The organism is Bartonella henselae str. Houston-1, assembly GCF_000046705.1.
Lineage (GTDB): Bacteria > Pseudomonadota > Alphaproteobacteria > Rhizobiales > Rhizobiaceae > Bartonella > Bartonella henselae.
Map to the genome: position 1 here is coordinate 385,439 of NC_005956.1, position 26,301 is coordinate 411,739.

Genomic DNA, 26,301 nt, shown 5'->3' on the forward strand with positions numbered 1-26,301 from the left:
TTTGAAATATTGGCTAGAAATGAATGGGGAAAAATGAGGGTTGGATTTGAAATCGCACCCTTTAAAACAGCAAATCATCAGGATTTTGGTTCACTCGCATTTCAAATGCGAGTGAATAGTAAAGGGTAGCATTTCAAATGCGATCCTTTGAAAACAACAATATGTGAAATAATTTTTTAAAAGTATATTGACACTAATAAACCCTCATGTTACCTGAATCACAAGTGCTAGAAACACTAAACCATTAGCGGATAGGTCACGTAAGATCTCTCCCATGCATTTAAAATACTGATTGTCTTTTATGCTATTATTGGCATATAACGATTTTGTCGGGTGTAGCTATACTATACAATACCTTCTCACGAGGGGAAGGCATAGCGACGGACTAATGGCCGTGTTTCTAACGCCCGGCACCCTTGGGGGTGTCAATAGAGACATTAAAACCATTAGGAGTTCATCATGAACAATTTAGTAACAATCGATAGTGCTGGTATTGCTGTTACAACTTCTTTAAAAATTGCCGAGGGTGTGGGGAATACGCATAAAACAGTTATACAGTTAGTACGCAATAATCGTAAGGATTTTGAAGAGTTTGGTTCACTTGGATTTGAAATCCAAGTGAGTAAAAGAGACGGTAAAGGCGGTCAAAAGAGAGAAGTTGCTATTCTCAATGAACCACAAGCAACCTTACTCATGACTTATATGCGCAATAATGACACGGTGCGCGCATTTAAAAAAGCTCTCGTTAAAGCTTTTTATGATTTAAGAAATCAATTGATTGATAATGACCGCGATACACGGTTTGATTTTCCTAGCAACTGGAATGAAATGGGAGCGACTGAAAAAGCTGTCTACATTTATGGACCTCTCCATATGCATCTTGTTAAAGCCTTTACGTTAGTAGAAGAGAGTAAACATTATAAAACGCTTGTTGAAGAAGCCAAGCAAGTTTTAGAAAAAACTATTGTAAAAGCTGCTTAAGGTGAAACATGCTTTATCTCCTCGTCTTTAAAGGTGGGGAGAAGGTTACGAATGGCTATGTTCCATTTGCGTATCTACTTCATTAGCTGTTAGTGTTGGAATAGAAGAGACATCAATGTCCCTCAAGGCATGCCATGTATCATAATTGGCTTGAAGCTGTAGCCAAAGGGCTGGTCCATTTCCTAACAATTTACCAATGCGAGCTGCTGTTACGGCTGTGACTGGACGTTCTCCTTTAAGGATACCGTGCAAGTGCTGGCGTGATATTTGAAGAATCCTAGCAATTTCGGTTTTGCTTGCATTTAAATGTTCTAAGGATTCAGCTAAAATTTCTCCTGGATGAGAAGGACAACGATTAGGATTACGTGTGGTCATGGATAGTCTTCTTTGCAATTAATTTTAAAACCGTTACAATTTAAACAATATGCCATTGATATTATATCATTTAAAGAAATTTAAAAAATGAACATCAAGCCTATTCGCACTGAACAAGATTATCAAGAAGCCTTAGAAATTGTGTCTGCAATGTTTGATAATCAACCTCAAGAGGGGACTCCCGAATTTGATCAAATGGAGGCTCTTGTATTATTAATTGAAGCTTATGAAGCCGAACACTATCCTGTTTCTCCAACTCATGCGTAAAGAGAAGCACAAACTCATGGAGGGAATAAACTTGCACGTCAACATCAAGGATTTTACAACCACACCAATAACTGTCTGATCAAATATTGCTAAAAACTCAGATCTCTTACCATCCTTAATAAAGTGAATACGAAGTTTAAATTCTATTGCCATTTTGCTCTCCAAATCAATGGAGAAAACATAACAACAAGAGCTCCCTTTCATAAGTCTGACACTGTCAGTCAAAAAAAACCTTTAAAAGGGCTTTGAAAGATCAATAAAAAGGCTTTGAAAATCATATAAAGCCTTTAAAAACTTATACAAAAACCTTTAATTTAACTGCACCATCTCCACCCCGTCCAGCACCACTTGCTGTTCCATCCTCGCCATCTCGATACCCGCCGCCACCGCCACCGCCTTTGCCTAATTCAGCGCCGTTTCCTCCATTGCCACCATACTGGCTTTTCCCACCATTCCCTCCATTATTAGGTACACGACCATCACCTCCACTACCACCTCCACCTGCACCACCATAGCTACTATCCCCCCCATTGCCACCACGACCATTATTGGTACCACCGCCACCGCCTCCTCCTCCATGCCATGCATGGCTTTTTCCTGAAAAACCACTCTCGTTGTTGGACATAGAGCCACTACCACCTGAAACACCACCGCCACTATTCCCACCAATATAACCGTTATTTCCCTTGCCCCCGCGAGCTGTAAGAACAGACCCCACTAATGTATTGCCACCATTCCCACCATTCCCATATCCGCCTTTTCCTATCGTTATCACGTCATTATTCTGCAATTGGCGTTTTTGAATTTTTAGAGTAACACATTCACCGCCACCACCACCTCCACGTTGACCACCGCTACCGCCAGCTCCCCAAGCCGTAATTTCAATTTCCGTATCATCTGAGACACCGTCAGGCCAGGGAATATTGCCACTCTGCAGCATGGTAATTTCAACGTATTCTTCTTTACGTTTTTTGATTAAAGAATCTAATAAAGCATCCACTTGCGCCTTGGTATAAACAAGATCACCATCGACTTTTAAAGGTCCTTTAAGCAAGCTTCCCTTTGTGCTTAGGTTGGTGACCACTTCATTATTATGGGTGAGGCTAAACGGAGAATTTCCTAATAGCTCTAAGCCACCACTCATCGTGACTTTGCTGGTAAATTTATTGTAATTCCGCCATTCATTTGGATTTGCTAGGCGCCCATAGCTTGTCAGATCTTGATTGATTTTGGCTCTAAAATCATCAAGCCCCACGATATCTTCGGTTTTATGTTGGTGCGCACCTAACAGGGAGACAGCACTGCCAAAGGTAAAGTTATTGTTGCTTGATTTGTAGAGCACATAATTGTTAGCAGCATCTTTTGCTCCCTCGATATCGCTTAAATCAGCAAAAGTGAAGGTTTTATCCGCTGCCATTTTACCATTGAGAGCGCTTTCTAGATCTGTGATTTCGCTTATGGTATGCGTGTGTTGTAAAGGTGCCTTTTCGTCTATTTTTTTCTCAACTTGCGCTATTGCCTGATCAATCTTGGTCAAGTTTTCACGCAAAATAGGGAATTCAGAACTGATAAAACGCCCCTCTTTAGGCAATTCCATGTCGAGTTTTTTGGTTTTTGTCATCTCTCATTTTCCCCTCATAATATGCCGGCGCCAAAATCACGCACCATGGAGCGTGCAGCAGGTCCACCGGTAAGCGTGATTTTAAGGCGTGCTTGTCGTGCTGTTTTGTCACCACTGATAAATTTGCGTTCTGTCCAAAGTGGTTCAGCAAGTTGTTCTGTTTCGTCGAGTTTTAAAGGGACAAAGGTACCATCATCCAGTTGCATCTCGAGGGTGAAAGAGGAACCGCCCGGCAAGAAGGTTTTGATATAGCTGGTCAATCTTGCCTTTTCCCCAAAGGCAAAAGCCCGCGTGATATAAGTTGCTGTTTTATGAATCTTTCCTGCAATCAACTGAACCGGGGCAAATAACACCGGTGAAAGCTTCTCTGTGCCTTTAAGAATGGCGCGAAGCTTGACCTTTTCACTGATATATTCGCTAAGGCTTAGCAATTGAAAGGGTAGCAGTTGGTAAATCGTGCCGTTGTTGCGTTCAATTTCAAAGATGACAGAGCAATCGCTTGAAGGCAATTCGACAGCTGCACGCACTTGCAAATCAGAACAATCCACAAGATCAAAGGTGCCTAAATCAACCATCTTTTCTGTTTGCCTGTAGCGTGCAGCCAACACCCGAAAGGCTAATGCTTCATCTTGATGGGCGCTCCAGCTCTGCGCATTGACAGAAGAAAAACGCGGACCCGTCACATAGGGGTGGCTTGAGACATATCTTTGGCTGTCTTTATCAAAATCCCCAAGTTTAGCCAGTGATACGGAATGATCCGCATCATCGGTTTTAATGACAAAGGCGGTCAGACGATCATCAGGGACGGTTAAGGGTACATCATAGCGTGCGCCAGTCCACCCTTCCTTTGCACCCTTCATTGAATAGGAGGTTTGTGCTTGAATATCAGCGGTTGGATAACCGTTTTCGGTAGTGACCAAATCAATCACCAGATCATGGTTTTGATTGCCTATTTTACAAAGATGGAAATCAATCCCTGTGATTTGTCGTGTTTCATCGGGAGTAAAGACTTGGGCTTGCGGGTCTACTTGTGTCCATATTTTCACTGTGGTGGTACGTCGCATCACCTTTACATCAATCACCCCTTGACCGGTAAAAAGCCCCGTTGCTGTTGTTCCACCTTTCCCTCGTGCTATAACATTCTTTGTACCAGCCGTAATGTTTGGAGGAATCTTGAAACTCCCTTCAAGGGTGCCTTTGCTATCGGCAACAAGGCGGCTTGTTGGCAAGACATTCACGCCATCAAAGGTAAGACTGTCCAAGATTTCTCCACGACCAAAACCTTCAATCTTAAAATTCAATTTAATTTGTCTTAAAAAATCGATTTGCTCTCGAGTCTCATTGATGAGGTCATCACGTACTTCCGTGTTACGGATAGTTCTCCCGCGATTCCATCCCATATTGAGTTGATTGGTGACACTTGAAAGCCAATCGGTGCGCTGTTCATGCCAAAAATCTGTTGCGGGGTTCAAGGTAACAGTCCCGGGCAAAGGCGCAAAATTTTGATAGGGGTTGATCTTTTCGCAAGCCGTTGTCAATTCTTGTGCAATGATCACTTCATTTGTCCAGTCAAGGGTGATGGGTGCGGTCAGGTGAGCGGTGTAAAAGGTTGGATCAATAGCAAGCTGTAAAATGCCATGACCAATAGCTCCTGTTTGTTCAAAACCTTCGTCTCTGTAACTGTCATCGAGAAAAGGGTCTGCAAACATGCCTTTTTTGGCAACGGGCTCTTTAGAGTCAACATTGCTTTTAATGCGCTCTAATTGCATGAGGCGGTCAAGAGAGAGCACCCGTTGAAAATAACGCCACATCTCATCATAAGGCGCAACACGCGTGCCATCATTAGCCACTTGGGGGGTGCTAAGCCAATTGTTGGTAATGGTAGCAAGGGAGAGCACATCATCCGGGACACTGGGTGCCATGGGTTGGTCTGCCGAGACGCCTTTGATATAGACAACATTGCCTCCTGTGTTGAGACCAATACGGTCAATGCGGGGGAGTTTATAAGTGTAGCTTACAATGATATCACCTCCCTCAGCCCCTCCTGAGACGGTGATTTCCTGCGCTGTTACTTTATCCGCTTTTATGCTCGCGCGGTATCGATAGGTCACTTTATAACTACTGCCGGGGAGTGGTTCATCGCCCATGGGCGCCCAATCAATGGTGTCTCCGGTTTTTTTGAAATCCTTGCCTTCTTTAAATTCCCTGGTTCCTTGAACAATTTTGATAAAAGCGGTGATGCTTTTGTCCGCCACCCCATCACGCCCGGAGGCAACTGCACCGCGGGTTATTGTCACGGTTTTTTCTTTCGTCAACAAAAGGGAATGAACAGCAGCAATGGGAGCGTAATAGGTTTTAAAGGTAAAGCTTGTCTTGCCCTTTGGAGGTGCAAAAATATGGGTTTCACTAGGAACGGCACTTGTCGAAAAATCCTCGAGTTCTTCATAGCGCAAAGCAGCCAAACGCTTGCGTTTGAAACCATTGATATTGGCTTCTCCCTCTTGAATACTGAACACTTGCTTTTGTCCCTCTTGCCCCAAAGCTGTGACACGGCATCCCCCCACGATATAGTGTCCATGGGCGCGATCATACGTTGCAATGGCTTGCATAGCGGGTTCAAGTAATGAGGGGGATTTTTGATCAATCAAAACACCATCTTGCAAAATATAGACCGGAAAAAAAGTCCCTTTCTGGTCATCATCTTTGAGAGCCCAGACAAGTTTTGCGACCTCGCGTGCCGCCCCGGGCTCTCCTTCTGCCAAGGAGCCTGGAACTTGTCCTAACAGTTCTGGATCATCCTCATATGTCACCCATTTCTTTTGCAACTTTACACCGATTTCCACGCGCCCCATCATGGAAATATTCTCCAAGACAGCATTTGAGACGGGAAAGATATCGCCTGCGATATAAATCTTGCCCTCCGTTAAGGTAACGGTTTTTGTGTCTTTATTGACAAAGGCATCTGCTCGTTCAACGCGGTCTCCTTCTTGTGCCACAAGGCGCCCCAAACGGTCATGACGCCCCCTTATGATGGTTTGCATTTCATTGAGTTCACCACCTTGAAGAAAAGAGCGCCTGCCATAAAACACCACGCTTTGTTGTTCATCTTTGCCTACCGATCTATCAATTGCAAAGGGTAGTCCGCTTTCATGTTTCATGTTAAAACCTCAATAAAATCTTGAATTGTTCGCGAACATCAGCACGCAAAGGAATGTTGATGGGTGTTTTGAGAATTTCTACACCGCCACGTAGTTCATCAGCCCCTAACCAAAGTTTACCAAGGGGTGTTTGTTCTACGAGAGAGCCATGAACGAGGAGGGGAACAGAGGCAGCTTGTTTGTTCTCAACATCCTCAAAATCTGTGCGGGCTGCAAGAAACAACATTGTCCCTGTTGGAGAAGGATTAAATCTGTTGCCGCAATGGCTGTAAACACCCTCGACCGCTTGTTCGACAGGCTGTACAGCATAGCATCTTCGATAGCCAATCAGAGTGTTATCGAGATCTCTTAAAGCCAAATAAAGGGGACGGTTTTGGAACCACTTTGCTATGAGTATATCGCGTTCGTGTTTTTTGACCGAACACCAGGGGAAATTTGCCAACTCCCAAGGGTAATCGATTTGGTTCCAGCTTAACTCCTCATCCACATCATCAATCCAGTTGCCAATGAGTTTGCCTTCTTCTTTTGTGAGCGTGTGTTTGATTTGTGTTGTGCGTCCAAAGGAAAACAGTGTGTCACGAGCTGTTAAGCGCACGCCACTTTCAAAATCCAGCATGCTGTCATCAAGGTGTGACATATCGCCTTCTGTGGCTTCCACATCATAACCATAGGTGCTACGGCGAAAATCAGAGCGAAAGCTTTTGGAAAGGTCGACAATGGCTTCAATGGCTTCAAGGCTGCTTTGTTCAGGCAATTGATCAAAATCAAGTTGAAAGGAATTCCACCATGCACGCCCTGACCATGCGGGTGTAAAGCGTGCAGAAAGCTCTAACCATTTAAGTCCCAATTCAATGGCTGCAACAGAGCCACGCAAGCGCTGCCATGCAAGCCCTTGGTCAATCAGATCATAGAGGTTTGGAACATAAGGCGTGAGTTCACCAAGTCCATATTCTTCAATCAACCATGGCAAAAAGCGGGGAGGGCGTGTGATCAGTTTTGCACGTGAAATCCCCAAAACAGCTCCATCAACATCTTGATGAAAGTCGCAAGCATCGGCAAGGCGTTTCTCAAATTCTGTTGCATGTGAGGGGAGCAGCGAGCCAACCATTAGCGCGCCCGCCCTTTAAAGTTTAAGGTGATTTTGCCAATCGATAAGATTTCTTCATCACAAACCACACTGTCCTTTGTTGGTGCAATGGCAATCACTTTCTGGACACCAGGAATCATCAGTTTTGAAACCCACCACGAGAGGCTTAATTCGCGACCAATGGCTTGTTCTTGTTTCCAAGCCGTGCGTAAATTTGCCTCCATTGTCGTGAGAATTTTCAAAGATGCTTCTGGGAGCAGCCAAACATCGGCTTCTAAGTCCAGCACTTTTTTGACAGCAGCATGCACAATAATGGTATCATTGGTCATGATGATATTTTTTCTGTGAAGAGCTTGTGAAACTGTTTGTAAGAGATCTTCAGAGGCTGTCCCTTCTTCATTGTTGCCAAAAATAGCAACATAGATGGTTGGATCTTTGCCTTTACGATAGATAATGGCATCTTTCACTCGACTATCGGCTGTTAAGGCGATAAGCTTGTAATAGGGTTCTGTTCCACTTCCATTTCCCCCACGGGCATGAAGCTGTACGCGTTCACGATACCTCTCATCACTCTCACCCTCTATGCGGGCAATACCATGCCAGTTTCCCAAAGCATCAAGGGATTCACCGGTGGCAAAATCAAGAATATTATTGCGTGCTGCCTCGTTAATACGCTGTCTTAAAAGCAGTTCTCGATAGCTAAAAGCCTCTATGACTTTTACGGCTGGATCACTTTCCAAAAATGTATATTCAGGTAAAAGCTCTTTTAAATGGGTCAGAACAGCAGCGCGGATTTCCTCAAAAGAAAGTTCTGTAATAATTTCCGGTTTTGCAAGCGCTCTACTCATTGTATCAATAATCCTTCCATGGTGATGGGCTTTCCTGATGGCAAATACATGCCCTCAAAAGACAGAGAAACTTGTCCGGTTCCAAGCATTTTAAAATCAATCTTTTTGAGCTTAAAACGTGGTTCCCACTTGTCTAAAGCTTCAGCAACGGCGGCATAAAGAGCAATAGAAAAGCTGCTGTTAACCGGTGCATCAATGAGTTCTGCAATGCGTGAACCATAATCACGTCGCATCACCCGTGTGCCAATGCGTGTTGATAAGATATCAATAATCGACTGCCGCAAATGCTCTATGCCAACCAATGGCTTTCCTGTTGTGCGGTCCATTCCACTGTTCAATTTGGACCTCCTGTCATGGAGCCACCAGGGGAAACACCTCCATGAACATGGCTGTTTCCAATATTGGTGCCATTATGCTTTAAATCACTAGAATGGATGGAAACACCCTCACTTGAATGAAGAGCAATGCCATCATCCGAATGGAGTGAAACACTTCCACCTGCTTTCAGGGCAATGTTTTTTTCTGCACTTAAACTCAGGTCACCTTGTGAAATAATTTTGATGCCCTCTGCGGCTTGCAGTTCTAACTTTTTACCATCCCCTTTTATCGATACGCCATCAGAAATCGTGAGACTAAACTTTCCTCCTGATGTGAGGTGAAGGGCATAGCTGTTTTGTTCATCGTCATACTCAATGGTGGTTCCATCTGGATAAAGTGTCTTATGAAGATTGCCTTTATCGGCTGCTTGGTTTGCATCGGTATGAATAGAGCCAACAATCACCCCTTGTGATAAATCGCCTGATGATGAAACAACAACCACTTGTTCTCCAACATCGCGCCCTTCATAAGAGCGTGTTTTACCAGCACGGGCTTGGGTATCTGGAATCCAATCACTGACAAGATTTCCAGTTTTTACTCGATAGCGTGCGTTTTTATGGTCAACATGGCTAATTTTCCCTACCACAACCATATTGGCTACACGTCTCTTTAAATCGGTGATCTCTTTATCGCGTCGCTCTAACATGGTCACCTTCAATTTTATGGTATTTGTCTTTGTTTCCCATACCTGTTTCGGGTTTAAAACCGACAAGGGGTTCAACAACTCCTACGGTTGCCTTTCCTTCATCAGGGCAGGGGATATTGGTTATGTGCGTCACGTCAAAGGTTAAAATTGCACCATGGAGTGCTAGGGAACCATTATCACCAAAGGCAAAAGCAATATTTTGTAAGCGGCATGTCTCAACGGTGTTGTTAAGATTGGGATTGGCATAGAAAATCTCTTCAACTTCCCATGCTAATTGGTCAACAAAACGTGCGCCATCTTCACATGTTGCATAGCATTCAACATCTACTGTTAAAACACGCCGCCTTAAGCCAAAATCATGTCCATCTTCAATGGTTTCACTTTGCGTTGAGATATTAATAGCTGGCATTGTTTCAATAAATAAATTGAAGTCACGCATATTGAAAACATTGTCACCAGCCACTGTTTTTGCTGCCTTTATTAACGCAACAAATGTTTCTCTTATCGTCTCGCGGGGGTGCATGGGGGGGCTCCTGTTCAATTAAGTGTATAAAATGATTGACTAGGATTAATAATGATACTATTATTGATTATGAGTAATAAAGTTGCAAAAATAATCAGCTTGATGAAAGCATCACCAAAAAACATCAAGTTCTCAGATTTGTTGGCTGTATGTGTCTATTTCTTTGGAGAACCAAGGAACAATCGTACAAGCCACTTTGTTTTTAAAACACCGTGGCTTGGTGATCCTCGTGTGAATATTCAAAAAGATTCTGGCAATAAGACAAAAGTCTATCAGGTTAAGCAAGTCTTACAAGCGATAGAAAGGATGAAACATGAACAATAATCATTATACATATCGTGTTTTGTGGTCGCAAGAAGATGAGGAATATGTCGGATTATGTGCAGAATTCCCATCCCTTTCATGGTTAGACGCTCAAGCAGAGAAAGCTTTAAAAGGCATTATGGATCTCGTTTCAGAGGTTGTTGAGGATATGCAACACAACGGAGAAGAGGTTCCCGTGCCTTTGTCACATGGTAAATATAGTGGTAAGTTTCAATTAAGAATTCCACCAGAACTTCATAGAAAACTCGCAATTCAAGCCGCCGAAAATGGTGTAAGTTTAAATAGATATATTTCTTCTAAACTTTAAAGCTTTTAAAGGCGGCTTATACGCACCAAAAAAAGATTAATTTTTATGGAAACCTCTCAATTAAAACAAATACCCGTTTTCAAGACGGATGAGGAAGTAGAGAACTTTGTTGATACTGCCGATCTCACGGATTATGATTTAACTGGTTTTAAACCCATTTATTTCGAATTTTTACCTAAAGAAGCCTCTTAGCCACCTCCCCATTTTGGAGAACGGGGAGGGGATTTCTGTTTTTTGAACTTAAGCAACCTTTTTAATAGGGTTATCCAAATCTGGTTCGTAAGCGCGCAACAAAGAATCCATGCTATGCGGTAACTCTGAATCGCCAAAATCTGTTAGAACTGTTAAGATTTTAAGTATACTTGGCATCTCATCTTGAAGTTTTAAAATCAAAGCTTTTTCTATTACACTCATAGTATCAACCAGAGCAGTACAATCTTTATCATTCATATTTTCATGTTTAGAAAATTGAGATAATGCCATCCACAAATCGCATAAGAAGTTGGTGTCTATCTTCATTGTACACCCCCAAAGATTTGCTCTCTTAAGCATGCCAATCCTCTGGAGGTGATTTTCGTTGAAGGGAGCACCTTTTCTGTACCATCCGGTCTTTGAATGGTGATAGCAGGGCAATCCATAAAGCCTTTCTTGATCTTGTCCTGATAAGGTAACAGAGGCGCCCCTGGAGCTCGTCGATAGACCCAGTCATGTTTGCGCAAGTAATCGGTTAAGTCCTTTGGTCGCACCTCCAACATCTTCGCCGCTTCAATTAAACCAAACAGACCATCAGAACGTTTTAACCCTTCCAAAGCCTCTGCTTTTGGTGCTAATTCTGCAATAACATGGTCTTTTTGCTCGATTTGACTTTGTAGGTGATTCAAGACACCAAGTAATGCTTCGGGTTTGGAGTAATCAACTTGTGGAGGGGCTATCTGTGGTGTTGCTACTTGTTTTAACCGTCTTTCACATTCGATAAAGTATAAACGAGCTTCTCTACCTTTCTTATTATTTTCAAGCATAGAGAGCTCTTTGGCTACGCTTAAAGTCAGATGATAATCTTTACGATTGTGACCACCTCTGCCTTTGCTCCCCAAAATCGGGGAGCAAACAAAATCTTGATTTTCTAATAAATTATATTTGTTGATACGGTCAGTAATCCAAGTAGAGAAATCTTTTCCTATTTCCAAAAACGTATGTAATTCACGTGCATTTACCGTCTGAACAGTGTCGCCACCAATACTGGTTTGATATATGTCGATTAAATATTGTGCCATGATTTGGCTCCTATGTGCTTAAAGGTTTTTCATTGACACTCTATGAAGAGCGCCGGGTGCTGAAAAACACGGCACATAGCCCGTCGTTATGCCTTTCCCATAAGGGTATTGTATAGCATAACCACACCCGACGATATTATTATATGCCTGTAGCATATAATGAGTCAAAGCTTTTAATTGGCGGTGAAAAGACTGTTTCGGCAATCTATCCGCTATGTGTTTAAGGTGTTTTTCAAGCACCTGATTCGACAATAGACATAATGTTGACATGTTGTCAAACAAAAAATTAAAATATTGACGAGCTTCATGTCCTTTATCATTACGTTCGATCATGGAAAGGTGTTTAGCCATGTCTAAGGTAATGTGGTATTCTTTTACTTTTCCACCGTTTTCTAAATTTTTAGAAAGCGTTATAAAGTTTATGTTTTCCAAAAACTTACATTCTTTAATGCGATTTTTAATCCAGTCATTAAAGCGGGCTTTTATCTCTAAAAATGCATGCAATTCGCGTGCATTGACTGTTTGAACAATCTCTTGTCCAATTGCTTGTTCTGATATTTTAATGAGAGTCATTGTAAACTCCTTGTGGGTTAGATGTTTGTTAATGACACTCGAAAAGAGTGCCGGGTGCTAACAAACACGGCCACAAGCCCGTCGCTATGCTTTTCCCATTAAGGGTATTTTATGGCATAGCTACACCCGACAAGCCATTTATATGCTATACGCATATAATGAGTCAAAGCCTTTAATGCGCGGAGAAAAGATTGTGTCGGCAATCTACCCGCTTGTGGATTCAAGGTGTTTGTTAGGCCCCTGATTCGATTATTCATATTGTCGCCACATTGTCAAGCAGTAATATTACATTTTTCTCAATTATATAAGTACGTCTTTACTTCATTTGTCGACTCGCTTTAGATTTTCCGCTTCACTTTTTTATTTATAGCGGAGGGGAAAATAATGCTTGATACACTTAATATAATTGCGATGATCGTGTGCTTGTTATCATTGCCAATGATGATTGTCGGACTCGTTTTAGTATGTATAAAGAAATGGCGGAAAAACGGACTAAAAACTCTTGGTATTGGAGTTCTATTATTTATCAGCTCTGCAATAGTAGGTGCTTCTGTACACAAAGACAAACCAGATCAAGTTGCACACAATAATGAAATTGTTTCTTCTTCCTCAACTTCGTCAATAGATGTTAGCTCTCAAGATGAAAGCATGACTCAGGTACCAGCTGAGAGTATTGATAAACAAATCACCTCCATTCAAGACAATAAATCAGATGAAAATGATGGATTAGGCTTTTGGGGATGGTTTTGGTTAATTTTCTTTGCGTTTTTTGCATTTTCCATTTTCGCTTATTGGCAAGATAAACGCAAAAAACGTTTTGAAGAGAAAGTTCCAGAACAGGTTTCAATGTCGCTCCCTCCTGCACATCCTTCTTCTTATTTCTCAGTCGTTAATAAAACATCTCCGGCATTTAAAAACGAACGATTGGAAAAGGGGATCAAGATTTTTCTCCTTTGTGCTCTATTGATTGGGGGCGTAGTAGCAATAATAAGTATTTCACCATGGTTATTAGTAGCCACTATTATTGTTTTACTTTTGGGGGTCGCTGTCCATTCTGAAAATAAAAAAGTAAAGCTTTTTGAAGAACAAGTTGCGATGTTGCAACCAGACATTCCTCCCTCTAATTTTGAGGAAGGATGTAAAATGCTTCAAGAACTTGACGCAAGTGAGTATGATTATCGTTTAGCACGCAATGAAAAACTGTTGGGAGTTCAAGAACGCGTTTCCTTTGATATTAGTAAAAAGACCAGACTTTTGGGACGTCTTTTGGTTACAGATAAAGCTATTGTATTTGAAAGTCCCGAAAGGAATGAAAGGACTACTTGGACACGAATTGCATCAGTAGCTATAACATACAAAGGATGCCAAATCAGTCGCCGTACCGGTGTTCCACTGAATTACCAATTCACTGCTTTTTCAAGTCCAAGGTTTACAGCAGTAATTCGAACGCTTGGATAGCCTTATTGATTTTAAACACACCAAACAAAGATACCTCATTGTTTTTGCTCCCGTAAAATAAGTTTATACATACCGGATTCTGAAGCTTGGACATCTGAGACAATGAAGTATTCTTGAGAGGCGTCTTCAGTGTTTTCAGGCGCCATCACAACAACGCTATCTTGAGGTTTTGGTGGTATTCCCCCGATATCATTGATACAAAGATCAAGTTCCTTTTTTGCGATTGTGGTGGGGATTCTGCCACCAGCCTCCGATTCCGAATGTTTAATGGTGTAAATCGCTGTAATTTGAAACGATTGTTGATTATCCTTTCGCGTGTAGATGACGGGTTGCCCAAAGGTGTTGCGCACGTCTTGAATCATTTTATGAAGCAACCCATGCCATCGCATGTTATTTTCCTCCACTGACCGCTTTAAAGAGCATTTCAGGACGCGTGCAAATATAAAGCGGATAGCTATAGACCTCCGGTTTTACCCATGCATTACGGTCGTTATCAACGATCAACATGGTGTAGAGAGGTTTTCCAACCGTGTTGGCAAAATCCAAACTTTCTCCTGGTGCAAAGGTTTTTTGAAACACTCCCGGTGCATTGGCAGGCAAGAATTGACATTCATCAGGCTTAATGCCTATGGCGCGCTTTGTTCCAGCCTTCGCACTCACATTATAGTTGTGAATGCTCCGGTAATTAATGAAAGTGACGCCCGCAAAGTCAAAACTGCCAAAGCTCCCAGAGCCAATCGCACTTGGTGTTGCAACACCTCCAGCACTATTTAAAGTTTGTGCAAGAGCTGTGTTGAGATAAGTCTCACGAATTGTTTTATGGTTTTTCAATTTGGAGAAAAATTCATTTCCACAAAGCCCAATAATGCGTGAACGATCAGAAAATGCTCCCTTTGAAGCTTCAATCATTTTCATAATGACTTGATCAACATGATCCGCAACATTTGTTGTTTCATTATTGAGTTTAAAATCAATCGGCTTTGGTGGTGCGATTTCCCATTCCTTGTACCAATCGACAATAACAGAGCCATCGGCATCAAGCACAACACCCTGGACAGCGCCAAGTTGCATGTTTTCCCATGTCAATTCGATTTCAGAAATCAGTTTCTTTTGTTTTCTGGCAATATATTTCATTGCCGTCTCTAACTGGTCTTCTGTACCAAATTCCCGTCGGTTCTGGATTTCCTCTGATTTCACCGTATCACTTTTGGCAATACGTGTTGTTTTGAAAAAGCGGAGATTCCGCCCATCTCTATCACCTTCAACCAAGGGGGCGCCACGTTCACTGGTTTGAATCAAGGACAATGTATTGTCACGTCTTTCAATACCAACCACTGTGGTGCTTGTTTCCACTTCCTCAAAAAGATTAAGAGAACTAATGAGACCCGGTTGAAACTCATAGTTTTCAATCGCTTTCATCATTGTGGTGGCAGAGAAAGCATCATGTTTAAAAAAATTCATATCCATGTGCGCATTCTCCTATCGAAATAGAATGTTGTTATGGTCTTCTAAAAACTGAATGGCATCTTTCTTCTGATCGTCTGTGATGGCATCTGGCCATAGCAGTTCAGAAGCTTTTACGGTGCATAAGCGTGCTGTAATCACCGCGCGTTGATCTGCCTCTGTTGCATCAACAGTGGCAAAAGAAATCCCAACAGGTCTTGTACTGCCATCTGATGCTGATGGATTAAGAGGAACATATTTTCCTGTTGCCATTATTTTTCCCATAACAGTGCCGGCTTCAATGAATGCTCCTGATGCAAATATCACTTCTTCATTGGACATATCCGGATCGTAGGGTCCAAGATAAGCACCATTGCGTACGTCTTCATAAAAAACTTGACTCATTTTATTGCCCTCCAAGCTGTTTCCCATTTTGCATGAATTTTTTCCTTGCTCGTCCCATCCCTATGAGGAGCTGTGGTTGATAGTTTTAAAGATGCGCTTTTCGAGACAGCGGCGGTTAAAACAACATTTTTTGCTTTCTCAACACTCATGCCGCTTTTAATGGCTTTTGCTGCATCAAAAGAAACGCCTAAGCGCTTTGCTTGCCTTTCAAGGTTTGTCAGTGCCTCGCCACGTTTTCTTTCCTTTTCAAGAGCAGCTTTTACGCTTTCCTGTTTATCTTCGTCCTCATCTTCGTCTTCGTCGAAGTCTTCATCAATGTCGCTCTTGTTTTCGTCCTCTTCGTCTTCGTTGATGACGTCGACAACTTTTTCATCATCATCTTCTTCGGCGCGGTATTGTGTGCGTGCCATGTGTTTTGTCCTTCTTTTGTTGCTGTTGGGGTTTGTGATATGGAATCCGTTAAGGCTTCCAAAGCTTGCGCAAGGGTGCCCTGCGCATCTGCTAATCCAAGCTCTAAAGCTTGGATGCCTATAAAAGTTTCTGCTTTTGTGTCACGAATTGCGTCCGCACTCAGAGGTCTGTTTTTTGCAACCCAATCGACAAACATCTCGTAGAGCAGGGCACAATCGGCTTGCATTTTTATCTGTGCTGTATCGCTCAAGGGTTCGTGAGAATTGCCATGCGTTTTGTGATCACCTTCAAAAACAAAGGTCCATTTAAGTCCCTGTTTCTCATCTGCAAGAGATTGGTCAAGATGGGCGCAAACAACCCCAATGGAACCCACAACACCTGTGCGTGCAATCCATATTTGAGAAGCTGCACAAGCAATGGCATAAGCTGCCGAACAAGCAAATTCATTGGCATGCGCCCAAATGGGCTTGGCATATTGTTTTGAAAGGGTTTGAAACTCTTCAACCAAATCAAAGATGCCACCGGCTTCTCCACCACCACTATCAATATCAAGTAAGACAGCATTCACATCAGGCTGTGCAATGGCTTCACGAAAAGAAGCCCTTAAACCTTCATAAGAAGTCAAGCCCGATAAAGCTCCAAGCCATGCGCTACGGCGTACAAGTGTGCCATGAACCGGTATGATGGCAATATTGTTTTGGACCACGTAAGTTTCTGGTGGTCTGAAAGCTTCTGTATTACCTTGCGAATAAGCTTCAATGGGAAACTTTTCACCTGCAAAAAGGCGTGGTGCAAGAGCATTAAGGATGATATCAAGCTTTGTGGAGGCAAGCATGTGTGGAACCACAAAAAGCCGTGATGCCAAAAACGGCATGTCGAGATTATTCACCATTTTTGTGTGCCTCGCTGCCTTGGTTGCTTTCATAAGTCTCTGAAGGGTCTGAATCTGTGGTATCAATTATTTGATTGTCACCAGAGGATGCCGCCATATCCGTATCAAAAGATAAACCGCGTGCACGAGCATCTGTGTGTTCTTCCTCAAGTTCGGCATGAATGCTGTCGATATCAAAGCCGCGCTCGGCCAGTGCCATGCGTCGTGTTTTCAAGCCTGCACGGATTTCTTCTTTTTCTGCCGAAATATCCTTGTTTGGATCAATCATTTCAAGGGGTGGTGCAAAGCTTTCACATTGAAGCCATGGCAAGGGATTTTCTTCCCATCCGGGTAAGTGAACGCGTCCAGAAAGTACTGCCATTTCAACAAAACGTTCCCAAACAATGCGGTTAAACTGAAAGGCAATGATATGTTCACGCCATTGTTTGACATGCCGTCTAAACTGAATGATAGAAGTTCGCACATTGGAAAAATTACCGCGCGTAACGTCTCCAGTAACAACGGCATAAGGCATATTGAGAGCCGAGCAAATTTTTAAAATATTGCGAAATTGGAAAGCCTCATAAGAACCTCCAACCTCAACAGGGGTTGAAAATGTAATTTGTTTTTCGCCATCCACCATGTTGACCGAGCCAGGGTAAATTTTATCCACGTCAGCTGCCTCTTCAGGCTTCTTTGGGAGCCTCGTTTGTTCACGATTCTCCTCTAATGCCGCATCATGAGATTCCTTTCCTGTAATAAACACTGCAAAAAGAGCCGCTGTCCTTTTTCGATCAAGTTCTGCATCGTCATAGGATTCGAGTTGAAAGATCTTTGTCATAGAGCGCGTTATTTTGGGAGAACCGCGTAATTGTCCTGCGATACGGCGCTCTTTGATATGAAGGACCATTTCAGCAGGCACACGTATGCGGTCTTGGCTCTTAAAGGCTCTGTTTGCAGGGCAATCATCATAGGGATGATGTTCCCAGAAATGATAAGCAACACGCTTGCCACTTGCATTAAACTCAATCCCCATACGAATGTAATTGCCTTCAGTTTCAGCAGGTCCATTGTAGGTAAGGTCCAGCATTTCGGTGGGATAAATTTGCAATTGAAACGGCACACCAGAGCGCCCATAAAGGTCAACATAATGCAGCCTGACAAAACATTCTCCGGTTAAAAAAACCTCTCGTGCAATCGTTGCTTGTAGACCATAAAAGTTGGCATCTTCATCGTAGTCTGCTTCATCAACCCATTGCCACCATAAGTCTAAAAGCTTTTTCTTTTCTTCTTGAAAACCTTCAATACGAGGATAAGGTTTAATCCCATCACTCACAGCCGCAGAGACCCATTCCTCCGTTGCAGATCCATAAAGAGATTCATTGTCATAAAGCCATCTTGAACGGGCAACAATGGTATCACCGCATTCTTCAATTGCTTTATTGATATGTTTTTTTGCGGGATCAAAACCACCCATGCGACGGCTTTTGCTTGCAGCTTCAAAAGGCGGATTATGTTGACGAGAAATTGTAAAAAAGCCTGTGAGTTTATTGAAAAAGCCAGCCATTAATAGCCCCTAGAGATATTTAAATAAAAAACACGTGAACCTTTGCGTCCTTCAAGGTCCGCTATTTGCGTATTGATCATTTCAAGAGCTCTGCGCAGTTCCTCAACAGAGCGGTTGCTGACTTGCTTATCGCCGTGACGCACTGATTGCGCTCCCGAATAAAGAGCCTCTTCAATTTGTTCTCGCCGCCTTTTTAAACTTTCCAGTCTGTCAGTTTTGCTGTTTACTTGGTTCAAGTCTGTGCGCATAAATTACCTCCAGTCCCCTCGCATATAAGGACTTATCACTGTTCTGAATGGCTTCTTTTTAGGCTGTGTTGTCTGAGATCTTCTTGGAGAAGGAGAGGGAGGATGTTCTGATGTTGGCTGCTCTAAAGCACCTTCAATTTTAAGTTTTTCCAAACGCTCTTCTAAGATATCGACTTCTCGATTAAGGTTTATTCCTGCCGAAATCAGACCTTGTAAAGCAGCATAAGCATAGACTCTACAGTCCAAGGCTTCATTTCTTGCCTTTTCACTTTTTTGCCATTCAATACGCTTGAAACCTTTAAAATATTTAATGACTTTTCTTTCAGCGGTTAGCTGGTCAAAATATTCCTGGTCAAGGCTTTTATGAAAGTGTGTTGCACCAGCCCCCGTTGCTTCAGGACCCGATTTCTTAAACCGTGCTGTAATGATATCTTTCGCTGCATCAACCCCAACAATATAAAGATTAATCTGTCCTTTATTGTTTTTGCTTGGTCGGCGTGGCCATACCGCACGCCATCCCGCCTGTCCTTTAATCCCCCAGATACGCCGCCCCTCACGCGGGCGTACATAATTATAAACCGCCTGTGTGTGTCCACCACCGGTATCAATACAAGCCGCTGTTATCCTAATCCCCTCTTTATAGCCTGGATGTGGCCAGCGCTTTGCAAGATATTCATCCAATTGGTCCCACACTTCAAAAGAAGAGGGATCACCAAGGATAACTTGATAATCAATATGCCAACTTTCTTCACTACGCCCCCATCCCACCACTTCAAGCTCTAAACGGTCATTTTGCACATCAATGCCTGCTGTCAACACGACGGCTTGTTCTGGTGCAAGGGGATACTCTTCGCGTTTTGCATAGAGGCTGTCTGGATCAACAACTTCGCCTGTTCTGTCCTCCCATGGCTCTCCAAGCACTGTATTGACAAAAGGCTGTAGAAGAGCTGGATCATCCTTGGCATTTAAAAACTCTCTTGCGCATTCCCCCCATGTAAGCCAAGGAGAATAAAGTGCCGAAATATGATAAGAACGCAAATTGGGTCTGCTTGACTCACTGGTTGGGACCCAGCATGCACCTCTTTCTTCACACATGAGATCTGTTTTTCGGTGCTCGGCATGTTCATGACCACAATGCGTACAAACAAAAACAGCTTTTTCAGGGGCGCCTTTTGGCCATTTAATTTGTGACCAAACAATGGGTTGTAAAACACCACACGCATCACAAGGGACGTTGTAATATCGCTGGTCTCCTAGCACAAAATCCTTAGCAATACGGCTTGTGTCACGGTGGGTGGGTGTAGACAATTTAAAAATCTTTCTCTGCACAAAGGTTGAAGTGCGCTTTTCTGCAATCATCACCGGATCACCTTCGTTATCGACACTGAGAGGATAAGCATCCACTTCATCCAAAATCAGATAACGAATAGGCATAGAACGCAAACCAGCCGCACTGTTTGCTCCTGTAAGCATCAATGCACCACCATCAAACTCTTTTGAAAACATGGTATTACCGCTGTCACGTGCTCGCGCTGGGGCAATGCGTTCACTTAAAACTGGGCTTGCCATAATCATGGGATCAAGCCGCGTCTTTGAAAGCTTCTTGGCTGTCTCAACCGTGGGCATGACATAAAGGGCAGGTCCAGGACTATAATGAATAGCATAACCACAGAAGTTCAATCCTGCCTCTGACATGCCAACCTGCGCTCCTTTCATGACAATGGTTGTTTCAATCGGTTTGTGAGAGGAAAGGTTATCCATGATTTCACGCAAATAGGGGGTGCGTTTTGTTCTCCACAATCCAGGTTCAGCACTTGCTACGGTGCTAAGGTATCTATTCTTGTCCGCCCATTGCGAAACCGTATACGGTGGGTCCGGTTGTCTTGCATCATTGGCATTGGCGAAAAATTCTTCGACTGCATTGTCATCCATTATTCGTTTCTTGCAAGTTCTCTAACTCTGGAGAATGAGGATCATGAAAAGGCACTGGAATATGAACCGCTTCAAGCAAAGCTTTTCGTATGTAATAATCAATGGCACCGATAAGGCTTGCTGCATCACATCCAACTTGTGCGGCAATGCTTGCCCCGAAACGATGAGGAAAGTTCAACATGGCATCACGGTGTGCTCTTCCAAACTCACGCGCTGCTCTCTTGACTTCTTCACGGTCAACGGTTGTTTCGCGTAAGCGTTCAAGGGCAATCTTTTCGCTTTCAAGGGCAACTTGCATTCGCTCCAGTTTAATTTCGTATTCATTGGCACCCTCTGTAGAGACTTGTTTGATCTTTGTTCGCGGTTGACCATCTGGTGCTAAAAATGGAGCTGGGCGCTTTGTTGGATTCTCATTCCAGATAGCTGTTGCAAGCGCTTCATTGACAGAACCATCTTCAAAAAGAGCCTGATCAAATTTTCCTGTTTTAAAACGAGAAACCACTGCATTCGGTGAAACACGCATCTTTTTGGCAAACGCACGAAGCGATAGACCTTCACGATGCTTCTTTGTCATTTCTACCTCTTTTGCTAAATATTTTTCAACATTCATCCTTTTCTTTAGATTAGTATCATGTTATGATACATAAAAGAACGAATGAAGGTGACTTGGTAATTGAATCTTTTGCGGATAAGCGGTGTAAAGATCTTTTAGAAGGCAATCCACCTAAAGGTTTTCCCACAACTCTCGTGCGTATAGTCCAACGAAAATTATTTATGCTGGATAAAGCAGTTGATCTCAAAGATTTACGCAGTCCTCCGGGTAATCGTTTAGAGGCATTGAAAGGAGAGCGTAAAGGTCAATATTCTATTCGTATTAATGACCAGTTTCGCATTTGTTTTGAGTGGCGTTCTAATGGTGCCTATGAAGTTGAAATCGTCGATTATCATTGATCCGTAGGAGGTCGAGATGAAAAATTATATTGCTATTCATCCCGGAGAAATTTTACGGGAAGAATATTTAAAAGAATATGCTCTCTCTGCTTATGCTCTTGCCAAAGCCTTGAATGTTCCACGCACTCGGATAGAACGGATTGTAGCAGAAAATAGTCGGATAACTCCTGATACAGCACTACGATTAGCCTCTTTTTTTGATACAACAGCTGAATTCTGGCTCAACATGCAAGCTGCTTACGATGTCAGTGTCTTACAAGCTGAAAAAGCAGATGAATTTTCCAAAATTAGTAAATTTGAATGTAGAGTTTAATGATCTTTCCACTTATAAGGTTTTACGACGTAACAGATAATTGACGATCCGGTATAATCGGGTCTATATTCCGGTATGCGAACGGATACACTTCAAGTCACATAAGGATTATTGGTTTTCAAAAAAAACTTTGAAACAAGATGTGGCTACACAAAAGAAGATTTGGAAGCCGTGGATTCTCTACCACTAACAGATGAAGAACTTGCACGCTTAAAACCAGCTAAAGAAGTTTTACCACCCTCCTTCTTTAAGTATGTAATAGAAGAGCGCTGTAAACGTGGGTGAAGTCTTAAAAAAGAAAGCGATTGTTAAGCCAAACGATCTCTCCACTTTAAAAATAATGCTTTACAGTTGAAATTAAACTTCAATTGTATTACATTGAAATACAGTTGAGAGAGGAGAAATCATCATGGCTACCAGTCGCATGGTTCAAGCACGTGTACCGGAAGAAATTCAAAATGTCGCTAGTCAAGTTATTCAAGCTTCAGGTTTGACAGTGAGTGATGTTGTGAGGGTATTGATGACTCGTATCGCGCAAGATAAAGCTATTCCATCTGTTTTGTTTCAACCCAATGCAGAAACCATAGCAGCTTTTGCTGAAGTTGATGAAGGCAACTTAAAAAAGTTTCATTCCGTAGACGAATTATTTGATGATCTTTATGCGGACGATTGAACGTACGACTATCTTCAAACGTGATTTCAAGCGTGAGATGAAAGGACAACATCGGCATCTTTTAGATACTGATTTACGCAAAGTCATCGCAGCATTAGCAAACGATCAACCTTTAGAGATACGGTACCGTGATCATGCATTGACTGGAAATTGGAGTAATTACCGAGATTGTCATATTCGACCTGATCTAGTGTTGATTTATCGCTTGATTGGTCAAGATAGGCTAGTTTTAGTGCGTCTTGGTTCTCATTCACAACTTGATCTTTAAATCACCTCCCCACCTTAAAGATGGGGAAGGGGATGTTTCATTTTAAGCAACCTTTTTAATAGGGTTATCCAAATCTGGTTCATAAGCGCGCAACAAAGAATCCATGCTATGTGGTAACTCTGAATCGCCAAAATCTGTTAGAACTGCTAAAATCTTAACAATATTCGGTACATCATCTTGGAGTTTTAAAACTAAAACCTTTTCTACCAGACTCATGATGTCAACCAGAGCTGTACACTCTTTTTCGTTGATATTTTCATCATTAGAAAACTGAAACAATGCCATCCACAAATCGCATAAGAAGTTGGTGTCTATCTTCATTGCACACCTCCATGGATTTGTTCTCTCAAACAAGCTAATCCTTTTGGTGTAATTTTTGTTGAAGGGAGCACCTTTTCTGTACCATCCGGTCTTTGAATGGTGATAGCAGGACAGTCCATAAAACCTTTCTTTATCTTATCTTGATAAGGTAACAGTGGGCCACTCGGAGCACGTCGATAGACCCAATCGTGTTTACGTAAGTAATCGGTTAAATCTTTTGGACGTACTTCAAGCATCTTCGCTGCTTCGATAAGACCGAACAGCCCATCCGAACGTTTTAAGCCTTCCAAAGCTTCTGCTTTTGGCGCTAATTCAGCAATCACATGATCTTTCTGCTCAATTTGGCTTTGTAGGTGATTCAAGACACCACGCAACACTTCGGGTTTAGAATAGTCAACTTGTGGTGTTTCTATCTGTAAAGTAGCTGCTTGTTTTAACCGTCTTTCACACTCAATAAAGTATAAACGAGCTTCTCTACCTTTCTTATTGTTCTCCACCATAGAAAGTTCTTTGGCTACATTTAAGGTGAGGTGATAATCTTTAGAGGGACGACCACCTTGGAGGTTTTCCCCAAAATTGGTGAAAACTAAATAATCCTGATTTTCTAATAAATTATATTTGTTGATGCGATCTTTAATCCAAGTAGAAAAATCTTTACCTACTTCTAAGAATGTATGTAACTCACGTGCATTTACTGTCTGAACGATATCACCATCAATCGTAGTTTTGTGTATGTCGATTAAATATTGTGCCATGATGTTGGCTCCTGTGTAGTTAAACGTTTTTGATTGACACTTCAAAAAGTGCCGGGTGCTCAAAAACACGGTACACAGTCCGTCGTTACGCTTTCCCCGCGAGGGTATTGTATAGCATAACCACACCCGACAAGCCATTTATATGCCACAAGCATATAATGAGTCAAAGCCTTTAATGTGCGGAGAAGAGATTGTTTCGGCAATCTACCCGCTGTGTATTTAAGGTGTTTTTGAGGCACCTGATTCGACAATAGACATAATACTGACATGTTGTCAAACAAAAAATTAAAATATTGACGAGCTTCATGTCCTTTATCATTACGTTCGATCATGGAAAGGTGTTTAGCCATGTCTAAGGTAATGTGGTATTCTTTAGAAGGACGCCCACCTGAACTTTCGCTCAAAAAAGAGCAAAAGTCATATCCTTCTTTAAATTTACAGTCTTGAATACGTCTGATAATCCAGTCTTTAAAGCTGGTTTTTACTTCTAAAAACGCATGCAAATCACGTGCGTTAACAGTTTGAACAGTTTCCTGTCCAACAGTTTGTTCCGATATCGGAATAAGAGTATTCATAATGAACTCCTATCGATTAGAGGTTTTTGATTGACACTTTAAAAGAGTGCCGGGCGCTCAAAAACACGGTCGATAGTCCGTCGTTACACTTTCCCCACAAAGGGTATTGTATAGCGTAACTACACCCGACAAATCTATTATACGCATGTAGCGTATAATGAGTCAAAGCCTTTAATGCACGGAAAAAAGATTGTGTCGGCAATCTATCCGCTATCGATTTAAGGTGTTTTTGAGGCACCTGATTCGACAATAGACATACTGACAGTACATTGTCAAATAAAAATTTAGCAAATCTACGTAAGTAATCGGTTAAATCCTTTGGTCGCACCTCTAACATCTTCGCGGCTTCGATAAGACCGAACAGCCCATCCGAACGTTTTAAACCTTCCAAAGCCTCTGCTTTTGGAGTCAATTCGGCAATGGTGTTATCCTTTTGCTCGATTTGGCTTTGCAAATGATTCAAGACACCAAGTAATGCTTCAGGTTTGGAGTAGTCAACTTGTGGTGTTTCTATCTGTAAAGTAGCTGCTTGTTTTAACCGTCTTTCACACTCAATAAAGTATAAACGAGCTTCTCTACCTTTCTTATTGTTCTCCACCATAGAAAGTTCTTTGGCTACACTTAAGGTGAGGTGATATTCTTTACGATTGTGACCACCTCTACCTTTGCTTCCCAAAATAGGGAAGCAAACAAAATCTTGATTTTCTAATAAATTGTATTTGTGGATACGTTCTGTAATCCAATCCGCAAATTTTTTACCTACTTCTAAGAATGTATGTAACTCACGTGCATTTACTGTCTGAACGATATCACCATCAATCGTAGTTTTGTGTATGTCGATTAAATATTGTGCCATGATGTTGGCTCCTGTGTAGTTTAGACGTTTCTTAATGACACTCCAAAAGAGTGCCGGGTGCTAAGAAACACGGTACACAGTCCGTCGTTATACTTTTCCCAAAAGGGTATTGTATAGCATAACCACACCCGACAAAATCATTATATGCGTTTAACCTACAACGAGTCAAAGCCTTTAATGCGCGGAAAAGAGATTGTTTCGGCAATCTATCCGCTGTGTATTCAAGGTGTTTCTTAGGCACCTGATTCGACAATAGACATAATACTGACATGTTGTCAAACAAAAAATTAAAATATTGACGAGCTTCATGTCCTTTATCATTACGTTCGATCATGGAAAGGTGTTTAGCCATGTCTAAGGTAATGTGGTATTCTTTTACCTTTCCACCGTTTTCTAAATTTTTAGAAAGCGTTATAAAGTTTATGTTTTCCAAAAACTTACATTCTTTAATGCGATTTTTAATCCAGTCTGCAAACTTTGATGTGATTCCCAAAAATGCATGCAAATCACGAGCATTGACGGTTTGAACAGTTTCCTGATCAATAACCTGTTCTGATATTTTAATGAGAGTCATTGTGAATCCCTAGTTGTTAGATGTTTTTCATTGACACTTTAAAAGAGTGCCGGGTGCTGAAAAACACGGCAACTAGTCCGTCGTTACACTTTTCCCATAAGGGTATTGTATAGTGTAACCACACCCGACAAACCTCTTTATACGCTATACGCATATAATGAGTCAAAATTTTAAATTTGCGGAAAAAAGATTGTTTCGGCAATCCATCCGCTAGTTGCTTAAGGCGTTTTTCAGGCACCTGATTCGACAATAGACATAACGTTACTATCTTGTCAAGTAGCAATGTAGTCTTTTTCTAAAAATAATCATAGATTGTAC

The 26,301-nt window shown here is 42.0% G+C and carries 34 protein-coding genes and 2 pseudogenes; 11 read left to right on the plus strand and 25 right to left on the minus strand.

All coding sequences use genetic code 11. The features are described from left to right. The first annotated feature begins 459 nt into the window (after window positions 1–459). Window positions 460–981: a Rha family transcriptional regulator gene (locus AYT27_RS01630; protein ID WP_011180253.1), complete on the plus strand. Its 522-nt coding sequence runs from the start codon at window positions 460–462 to the stop codon at window positions 979–981. 45 nt (window positions 982–1,026) lie between these two features. Here AYT27_RS01630 and AYT27_RS01635 read toward each other — a convergent pair whose 3' ends face one another. After that, entirely contained in the window at window positions 1,027–1,356 is a 330-nt protein-coding gene (locus AYT27_RS01635; protein WP_011180254.1) for a HigA family addiction module antitoxin, read from the minus strand. 87 nt (window positions 1,357–1,443) lie between these two features. On the opposite strand from AYT27_RS01635, the gene AYT27_RS01640 reads away from it, so the two are divergent. After that, window positions 1,444–1,623, plus strand: a complete 180-nt coding sequence (locus AYT27_RS01640; RefSeq protein WP_011180255.1) for a hypothetical protein — start codon at window positions 1,444–1,446, stop codon at window positions 1,621–1,623. Window positions 1,624–1,918: 295 nt separating this feature from the next. Here AYT27_RS01640 and AYT27_RS01650 read toward each other — a convergent pair whose 3' ends face one another. Genes AYT27_RS01650 through AYT27_RS01680 form a run of 7 tightly spaced genes read right to left on the minus strand, consistent with a single transcriptional unit; the run spans window position 1,919 to window position 9,884 of the window. Next, entirely contained in the window at window positions 1,919–3,244 is a 1,326-nt protein-coding gene (locus tag AYT27_RS01650; protein ID WP_011180256.1) for a Bgr_08870 family protein, read from the minus strand. Between the two features lie 14 nt (window positions 3,245–3,258). Further along, complete coding sequence (locus AYT27_RS01655; protein WP_011180257.1) at window positions 3,259–6,402, minus strand: DUF4815 domain-containing protein; 3,144 nt, start codon at window positions 6,400–6,402, stop codon at window positions 3,259–3,261. A 1-nt stretch (window position 6,403) separates the two neighbouring features. Then, window positions 6,404–7,510 (minus strand): phage tail protein, encoded by a 1,107-nt coding sequence (locus AYT27_RS01660; protein ID WP_011180258.1) that lies wholly within the window; start codon window positions 7,508–7,510, stop codon window positions 6,404–6,406. Then, the gene (locus AYT27_RS01665) at window positions 7,510–8,337 is read right to left on the minus strand and encodes a baseplate J/gp47 family protein (protein WP_011180259.1); all 828 of its coding nucleotides are present in this window, start codon (window positions 8,335–8,337) and stop codon (window positions 7,510–7,512) included. The genes AYT27_RS01660 and AYT27_RS01665 overlap by 1 nt, the downstream gene beginning before the upstream one ends. Continuing rightward, on the minus strand, window positions 8,334–8,675 hold the full coding sequence (locus AYT27_RS01670) for a GPW/gp25 family protein (RefSeq protein ID WP_034447457.1): 342 nt from the start codon (window positions 8,673–8,675) through the stop codon (window positions 8,334–8,336). Before AYT27_RS01670 ends, AYT27_RS01665 begins: the two co-directional genes overlap by 4 nt. Beyond that, the gene (locus AYT27_RS01675; RefSeq protein WP_011180261.1) at window positions 8,672–9,361 is read right to left on the minus strand and encodes a phage baseplate assembly protein V; all 690 of its coding nucleotides are present in this window, start codon (window positions 9,359–9,361) and stop codon (window positions 8,672–8,674) included. Before AYT27_RS01675 ends, AYT27_RS01670 begins: the two co-directional genes overlap by 4 nt. Beyond that, window positions 9,342–9,884 (minus strand): hypothetical protein, encoded by a 543-nt coding sequence (locus AYT27_RS01680; RefSeq protein ID WP_011180262.1) that lies wholly within the window; start codon window positions 9,882–9,884, stop codon window positions 9,342–9,344. Before AYT27_RS01680 ends, AYT27_RS01675 begins: the two co-directional genes overlap by 20 nt. Window positions 9,885–9,935: 51 nt before the next feature. Here AYT27_RS01680 and AYT27_RS01685 point away from each other — a divergent pair, with 51 nt between their 5' ends. Genes AYT27_RS01685 through AYT27_RS01695 form a run of 3 tightly spaced genes read left to right on the plus strand, consistent with a single transcriptional unit; the run spans window position 9,936 to window position 10,707 of the window. After that, window positions 9,936–10,208, plus strand: a complete 273-nt coding sequence (locus AYT27_RS01685) for a toxin HicA (RefSeq protein ID WP_011180263.1) — start codon at window positions 9,936–9,938, stop codon at window positions 10,206–10,208. Beyond that, entirely contained in the window at window positions 10,198–10,515 is a 318-nt protein-coding gene (locus tag AYT27_RS01690) for a type II toxin-antitoxin system HicB family antitoxin (protein WP_004856761.1), read from the plus strand. The genes AYT27_RS01685 and AYT27_RS01690 overlap by 11 nt, the downstream gene beginning before the upstream one ends. A 45-nt stretch (window positions 10,516–10,560) precedes the next feature. Beyond that, window positions 10,561–10,707: a CopG family antitoxin gene (locus AYT27_RS01695; protein WP_075320633.1), complete on the plus strand. Its 147-nt coding sequence runs from the start codon at window positions 10,561–10,563 to the stop codon at window positions 10,705–10,707. A gap of 48 nt (window positions 10,708–10,755) precedes the next feature. Here the strand turns inward: AYT27_RS01695 and AYT27_RS01700 are convergent, their stop codons facing one another. Genes AYT27_RS01700 through AYT27_RS01710 form a run of 3 tightly spaced genes read right to left on the minus strand, consistent with a single transcriptional unit; the run spans window position 10,756 to window position 12,362 of the window. Continuing rightward, the gene (locus AYT27_RS01700) at window positions 10,756–11,034 is read right to left on the minus strand and encodes a hypothetical protein (protein ID WP_011180264.1); all 279 of its coding nucleotides are present in this window, start codon (window positions 11,032–11,034) and stop codon (window positions 10,756–10,758) included. Continuing rightward, complete coding sequence (locus AYT27_RS01705) at window positions 11,031–11,789, minus strand: phage antirepressor Ant (RefSeq protein ID WP_011180265.1); 759 nt, start codon at window positions 11,787–11,789, stop codon at window positions 11,031–11,033. The genes AYT27_RS01700 and AYT27_RS01705 overlap by 4 nt, the downstream gene beginning before the upstream one ends. An 18-nt stretch (window positions 11,790–11,807) precedes the next feature. Continuing rightward, window positions 11,808–12,362 carry a phage antirepressor Ant gene (locus tag AYT27_RS01710; protein ID WP_011180266.1) on the minus strand — a complete coding sequence of 185 codons (555 nt, stop codon included), beginning with the start codon at window positions 12,360–12,362 and terminating at the stop codon, window positions 11,808–11,810. Between the two features lie 384 nt (window positions 12,363–12,746). Here AYT27_RS01710 and AYT27_RS01720 point away from each other — a divergent pair, with 384 nt between their 5' ends. Further along, the gene (locus tag AYT27_RS01720; protein ID WP_011180267.1) at window positions 12,747–13,820 is read left to right on the plus strand and encodes a hypothetical protein; all 1,074 of its coding nucleotides are present in this window, start codon (window positions 12,747–12,749) and stop codon (window positions 13,818–13,820) included. Between the two features lie 35 nt (window positions 13,821–13,855). Here AYT27_RS01720 and AYT27_RS01725 read toward each other — a convergent pair whose 3' ends face one another. From AYT27_RS01725 to AYT27_RS01765, 9 genes are read right to left on the minus strand one after another with little or no spacing between them, the layout of a single operon-like run. Continuing rightward, on the minus strand, window positions 13,856–14,209 hold the full coding sequence (locus tag AYT27_RS01725) for a head-tail joining protein (RefSeq protein WP_011180268.1): 354 nt from the start codon (window positions 14,207–14,209) through the stop codon (window positions 13,856–13,858). A 1-nt stretch (window position 14,210) separates the two neighbouring features. Next, a complete protein-coding gene (locus AYT27_RS01730; protein WP_011180269.1) occupies window positions 14,211–15,287 on the minus strand; it encodes a major capsid protein in 1,077 nt (358 codons plus the stop codon). A gap of 12 nt (window positions 15,288–15,299) precedes the next feature. Further along, window positions 15,300–15,668: a head decoration protein gene (locus tag AYT27_RS01735; protein ID WP_011180270.1), complete on the minus strand. Its 369-nt coding sequence runs from the start codon at window positions 15,666–15,668 to the stop codon at window positions 15,300–15,302. Next, a complete protein-coding gene (locus tag AYT27_RS01740; protein WP_034447665.1) occupies window positions 15,665–16,021 on the minus strand; it encodes a hypothetical protein in 357 nt (118 codons plus the stop codon). Before AYT27_RS01740 ends, AYT27_RS01735 begins: the two co-directional genes overlap by 4 nt. After that, the gene (locus tag AYT27_RS01745) at window positions 15,928–16,971 is read right to left on the minus strand and encodes a S49 family peptidase (RefSeq protein WP_034454126.1); all 1,044 of its coding nucleotides are present in this window, start codon (window positions 16,969–16,971) and stop codon (window positions 15,928–15,930) included. The genes AYT27_RS01740 and AYT27_RS01745 overlap by 94 nt, the downstream gene beginning before the upstream one ends. After that, window positions 16,961–18,517, minus strand: coding sequence for a phage portal protein (locus tag AYT27_RS01750; RefSeq protein ID WP_011180273.1), 1,557 nt, complete (start codon window positions 18,515–18,517; stop codon window positions 16,961–16,963). The genes AYT27_RS01745 and AYT27_RS01750 overlap by 11 nt, the downstream gene beginning before the upstream one ends. After that, window positions 18,517–18,765: a phage head-tail joining protein gene (locus AYT27_RS01755; protein WP_011180274.1), complete on the minus strand. Its 249-nt coding sequence runs from the start codon at window positions 18,763–18,765 to the stop codon at window positions 18,517–18,519. The genes AYT27_RS01750 and AYT27_RS01755 overlap by 1 nt, the downstream gene beginning before the upstream one ends. 3 nt (window positions 18,766–18,768) lie before the next feature. Continuing rightward, window positions 18,769–20,697 carry a phage terminase large subunit family protein gene (locus AYT27_RS01760; RefSeq protein ID WP_011180275.1) on the minus strand — a complete coding sequence of 643 codons (1,929 nt, stop codon included), beginning with the start codon at window positions 20,695–20,697 and terminating at the stop codon, window positions 18,769–18,771. Further along, window positions 20,690–21,271, minus strand: a complete 582-nt coding sequence (locus AYT27_RS01765; RefSeq protein ID WP_011180276.1) for a hypothetical protein — start codon at window positions 21,269–21,271, stop codon at window positions 20,690–20,692. Before AYT27_RS01765 ends, AYT27_RS01760 begins: the two co-directional genes overlap by 8 nt. Before the next feature lie 62 nt (window positions 21,272–21,333). On the opposite strand from AYT27_RS01765, the gene AYT27_RS01770 reads away from it, so the two are divergent. The 5 genes and pseudogenes from AYT27_RS01770 (at window position 21,334) to AYT27_RS01785 (ending at window position 22,902) form a co-directional block, all read left to right on the plus strand. Next, window positions 21,334–21,648, plus strand: coding sequence for a type II toxin-antitoxin system RelE/ParE family toxin (locus tag AYT27_RS01770; RefSeq protein WP_011180277.1), 315 nt, complete (start codon window positions 21,334–21,336; stop codon window positions 21,646–21,648). 16 nt (window positions 21,649–21,664) lie between these two features. Then, a complete protein-coding gene (locus AYT27_RS01775) occupies window positions 21,665–21,961 on the plus strand; it encodes a HigA family addiction module antitoxin (RefSeq protein ID WP_011180278.1) in 297 nt (98 codons plus the stop codon). A 111-nt stretch (window positions 21,962–22,072) separates the two neighbouring features. Then, window positions 22,073–22,243, plus strand: a pseudogene (locus AYT27_RS09740) (BrnA antitoxin family protein); the annotation flags it as partial. 127 nt (window positions 22,244–22,370) lie between these two features. Then, the gene (locus AYT27_RS01780; protein ID WP_011180280.1) at window positions 22,371–22,634 is read left to right on the plus strand and encodes a type II toxin-antitoxin system RelB/DinJ family antitoxin; all 264 of its coding nucleotides are present in this window, start codon (window positions 22,371–22,373) and stop codon (window positions 22,632–22,634) included. Next, a complete protein-coding gene (locus AYT27_RS01785) occupies window positions 22,621–22,902 on the plus strand; it encodes a type II toxin-antitoxin system YafQ family toxin (RefSeq protein WP_011180281.1) in 282 nt (93 codons plus the stop codon). The genes AYT27_RS01780 and AYT27_RS01785 overlap by 14 nt, the downstream gene beginning before the upstream one ends. Window positions 22,903–22,944: 42 nt before the next feature. Here AYT27_RS01785 and AYT27_RS01790 read toward each other — a convergent pair whose 3' ends face one another. The 5 genes and pseudogenes from AYT27_RS01790 to AYT27_RS01810 all read right to left on the minus strand — a co-directional run bounded on the left by AYT27_RS01790 (window position 22,945) and on the right by AYT27_RS01810 (window position 25,983). Beyond that, window positions 22,945–23,223, minus strand: a complete 279-nt coding sequence (locus AYT27_RS01790) for a hypothetical protein (RefSeq protein ID WP_011180242.1) — start codon at window positions 23,221–23,223, stop codon at window positions 22,945–22,947. Then, window positions 23,220–23,978 carry a phage antirepressor Ant gene (locus AYT27_RS01795; protein WP_011180282.1) on the minus strand — a complete coding sequence of 253 codons (759 nt, stop codon included), beginning with the start codon at window positions 23,976–23,978 and terminating at the stop codon, window positions 23,220–23,222. The genes AYT27_RS01790 and AYT27_RS01795 overlap by 4 nt, the downstream gene beginning before the upstream one ends. 59 nt (window positions 23,979–24,037) lie before the next feature. Beyond that, the gene (locus tag AYT27_RS01800; protein ID WP_011180283.1) at window positions 24,038–24,553 is read right to left on the minus strand and encodes a phage antirepressor Ant; all 516 of its coding nucleotides are present in this window, start codon (window positions 24,551–24,553) and stop codon (window positions 24,038–24,040) included. 292 nt (window positions 24,554–24,845) lie between these two features. Then, window positions 24,846–25,409, minus strand: a pseudogene (locus AYT27_RS01805) (antA/AntB antirepressor family protein); the annotation flags it as partial. Between the two features lie 31 nt (window positions 25,410–25,440). After that, window positions 25,441–25,983: a phage antirepressor Ant gene (locus AYT27_RS01810; protein ID WP_011180285.1), complete on the minus strand. Its 543-nt coding sequence runs from the start codon at window positions 25,981–25,983 to the stop codon at window positions 25,441–25,443. Window positions 25,984–26,301 lie beyond the last annotated feature (318 nt).

Coding starts and splice junctions, on each gene's coding strand:
- AYT27_RS01630 (WP_011180253.1), top strand. CDS start 460: ATGAACAATTTAGTAACAATCGATAGTGCTGGTATTGCTGTTACAACT.
- AYT27_RS01635 (WP_011180254.1), bottom strand. CDS start 1,356: ATGACCACACGTAATCCTAATCGTTGTCCTTCTCATCCAGGAGAAATT.
- AYT27_RS01640 (WP_011180255.1), top strand. CDS start 1,444: ATGAACATCAAGCCTATTCGCACTGAACAAGATTATCAAGAAGCCTTA.
- AYT27_RS01650 (WP_011180256.1), bottom strand. CDS start 3,244: ATGACAAAAACCAAAAAACTCGACATGGAATTGCCTAAAGAGGGGCGT.
- AYT27_RS01655 (WP_011180257.1), bottom strand. CDS start 6,402: ATGAAACATGAAAGCGGACTACCCTTTGCAATTGATAGATCGGTAGGC.
- AYT27_RS01660 (WP_011180258.1), bottom strand. CDS start 7,510: ATGGTTGGCTCGCTGCTCCCCTCACATGCAACAGAATTTGAGAAACGC.
- AYT27_RS01665 (WP_011180259.1), bottom strand. CDS start 8,337: ATGAGTAGAGCGCTTGCAAAACCGGAAATTATTACAGAACTTTCTTTT.
- AYT27_RS01675 (WP_011180261.1), bottom strand. CDS start 9,361: ATGTTAGAGCGACGCGATAAAGAGATCACCGATTTAAAGAGACGTGTA.
- AYT27_RS01680 (WP_011180262.1), bottom strand. CDS start 9,884: ATGCACCCCCGCGAGACGATAAGAGAAACATTTGTTGCGTTAATAAAG.
- AYT27_RS01685 (WP_011180263.1), top strand. CDS start 9,936: ATGATACTATTATTGATTATGAGTAATAAAGTTGCAAAAATAATCAGC.
- AYT27_RS01690 (WP_004856761.1), top strand. CDS start 10,198: ATGAACAATAATCATTATACATATCGTGTTTTGTGGTCGCAAGAAGAT.
- AYT27_RS01695 (WP_075320633.1), top strand. CDS start 10,561: ATGGAAACCTCTCAATTAAAACAAATACCCGTTTTCAAGACGGATGAG.
- AYT27_RS01700 (WP_011180264.1), bottom strand. CDS start 11,034: ATGAAGATAGACACCAACTTCTTATGCGATTTGTGGATGGCATTATCT.
- AYT27_RS01705 (WP_011180265.1), bottom strand. CDS start 11,789: ATGGCACAATATTTAATCGACATATATCAAACCAGTATTGGTGGCGAC.
- AYT27_RS01710 (WP_011180266.1), bottom strand. CDS start 12,362: ATGACTCTCATTAAAATATCAGAACAAGCAATTGGACAAGAGATTGTT.
- AYT27_RS01720 (WP_011180267.1), top strand. CDS start 12,747: ATGCTTGATACACTTAATATAATTGCGATGATCGTGTGCTTGTTATCA.
- AYT27_RS01725 (WP_011180268.1), bottom strand. CDS start 14,209: ATGCGATGGCATGGGTTGCTTCATAAAATGATTCAAGACGTGCGCAAC.
- AYT27_RS01730 (WP_011180269.1), bottom strand. CDS start 15,287: ATGGATATGAATTTTTTTAAACATGATGCTTTCTCTGCCACCACAATG.
- AYT27_RS01735 (WP_011180270.1), bottom strand. CDS start 15,668: ATGAGTCAAGTTTTTTATGAAGACGTACGCAATGGTGCTTATCTTGGA.
- AYT27_RS01745 (WP_034454126.1), bottom strand. CDS start 16,971: ATGGTGAATAATCTCGACATGCCGTTTTTGGCATCACGGCTTTTTGTG.
- AYT27_RS01750 (WP_011180273.1), bottom strand. CDS start 18,517: ATGGCTGGCTTTTTCAATAAACTCACAGGCTTTTTTACAATTTCTCGT.
- AYT27_RS01755 (WP_011180274.1), bottom strand. CDS start 18,765: ATGCGCACAGACTTGAACCAAGTAAACAGCAAAACTGACAGACTGGAA.
- AYT27_RS01760 (WP_011180275.1), bottom strand. CDS start 20,697: ATGGATGACAATGCAGTCGAAGAATTTTTCGCCAATGCCAATGATGCA.
- AYT27_RS01765 (WP_011180276.1), bottom strand. CDS start 21,271: ATGACAAAGAAGCATCGTGAAGGTCTATCGCTTCGTGCGTTTGCCAAA.
- AYT27_RS01770 (WP_011180277.1), top strand. CDS start 21,334: ATGATACATAAAAGAACGAATGAAGGTGACTTGGTAATTGAATCTTTT.
- AYT27_RS01775 (WP_011180278.1), top strand. CDS start 21,665: ATGAAAAATTATATTGCTATTCATCCCGGAGAAATTTTACGGGAAGAA.
- AYT27_RS01780 (WP_011180280.1), top strand. CDS start 22,371: ATGGCTACCAGTCGCATGGTTCAAGCACGTGTACCGGAAGAAATTCAA.
- AYT27_RS01785 (WP_011180281.1), top strand. CDS start 22,621: ATGCGGACGATTGAACGTACGACTATCTTCAAACGTGATTTCAAGCGT.
- AYT27_RS01790 (WP_011180242.1), bottom strand. CDS start 23,223: ATGAAGATAGACACCAACTTCTTATGCGATTTGTGGATGGCATTGTTT.
- AYT27_RS01795 (WP_011180282.1), bottom strand. CDS start 23,978: ATGGCACAATATTTAATCGACATACACAAAACTACGATTGATGGTGAT.
- AYT27_RS01800 (WP_011180283.1), bottom strand. CDS start 24,553: ATGAATACTCTTATTCCGATATCGGAACAAACTGTTGGACAGGAAACT.
- AYT27_RS01810 (WP_011180285.1), bottom strand. CDS start 25,983: ATGACTCTCATTAAAATATCAGAACAGGTTATTGATCAGGAAACTGTT.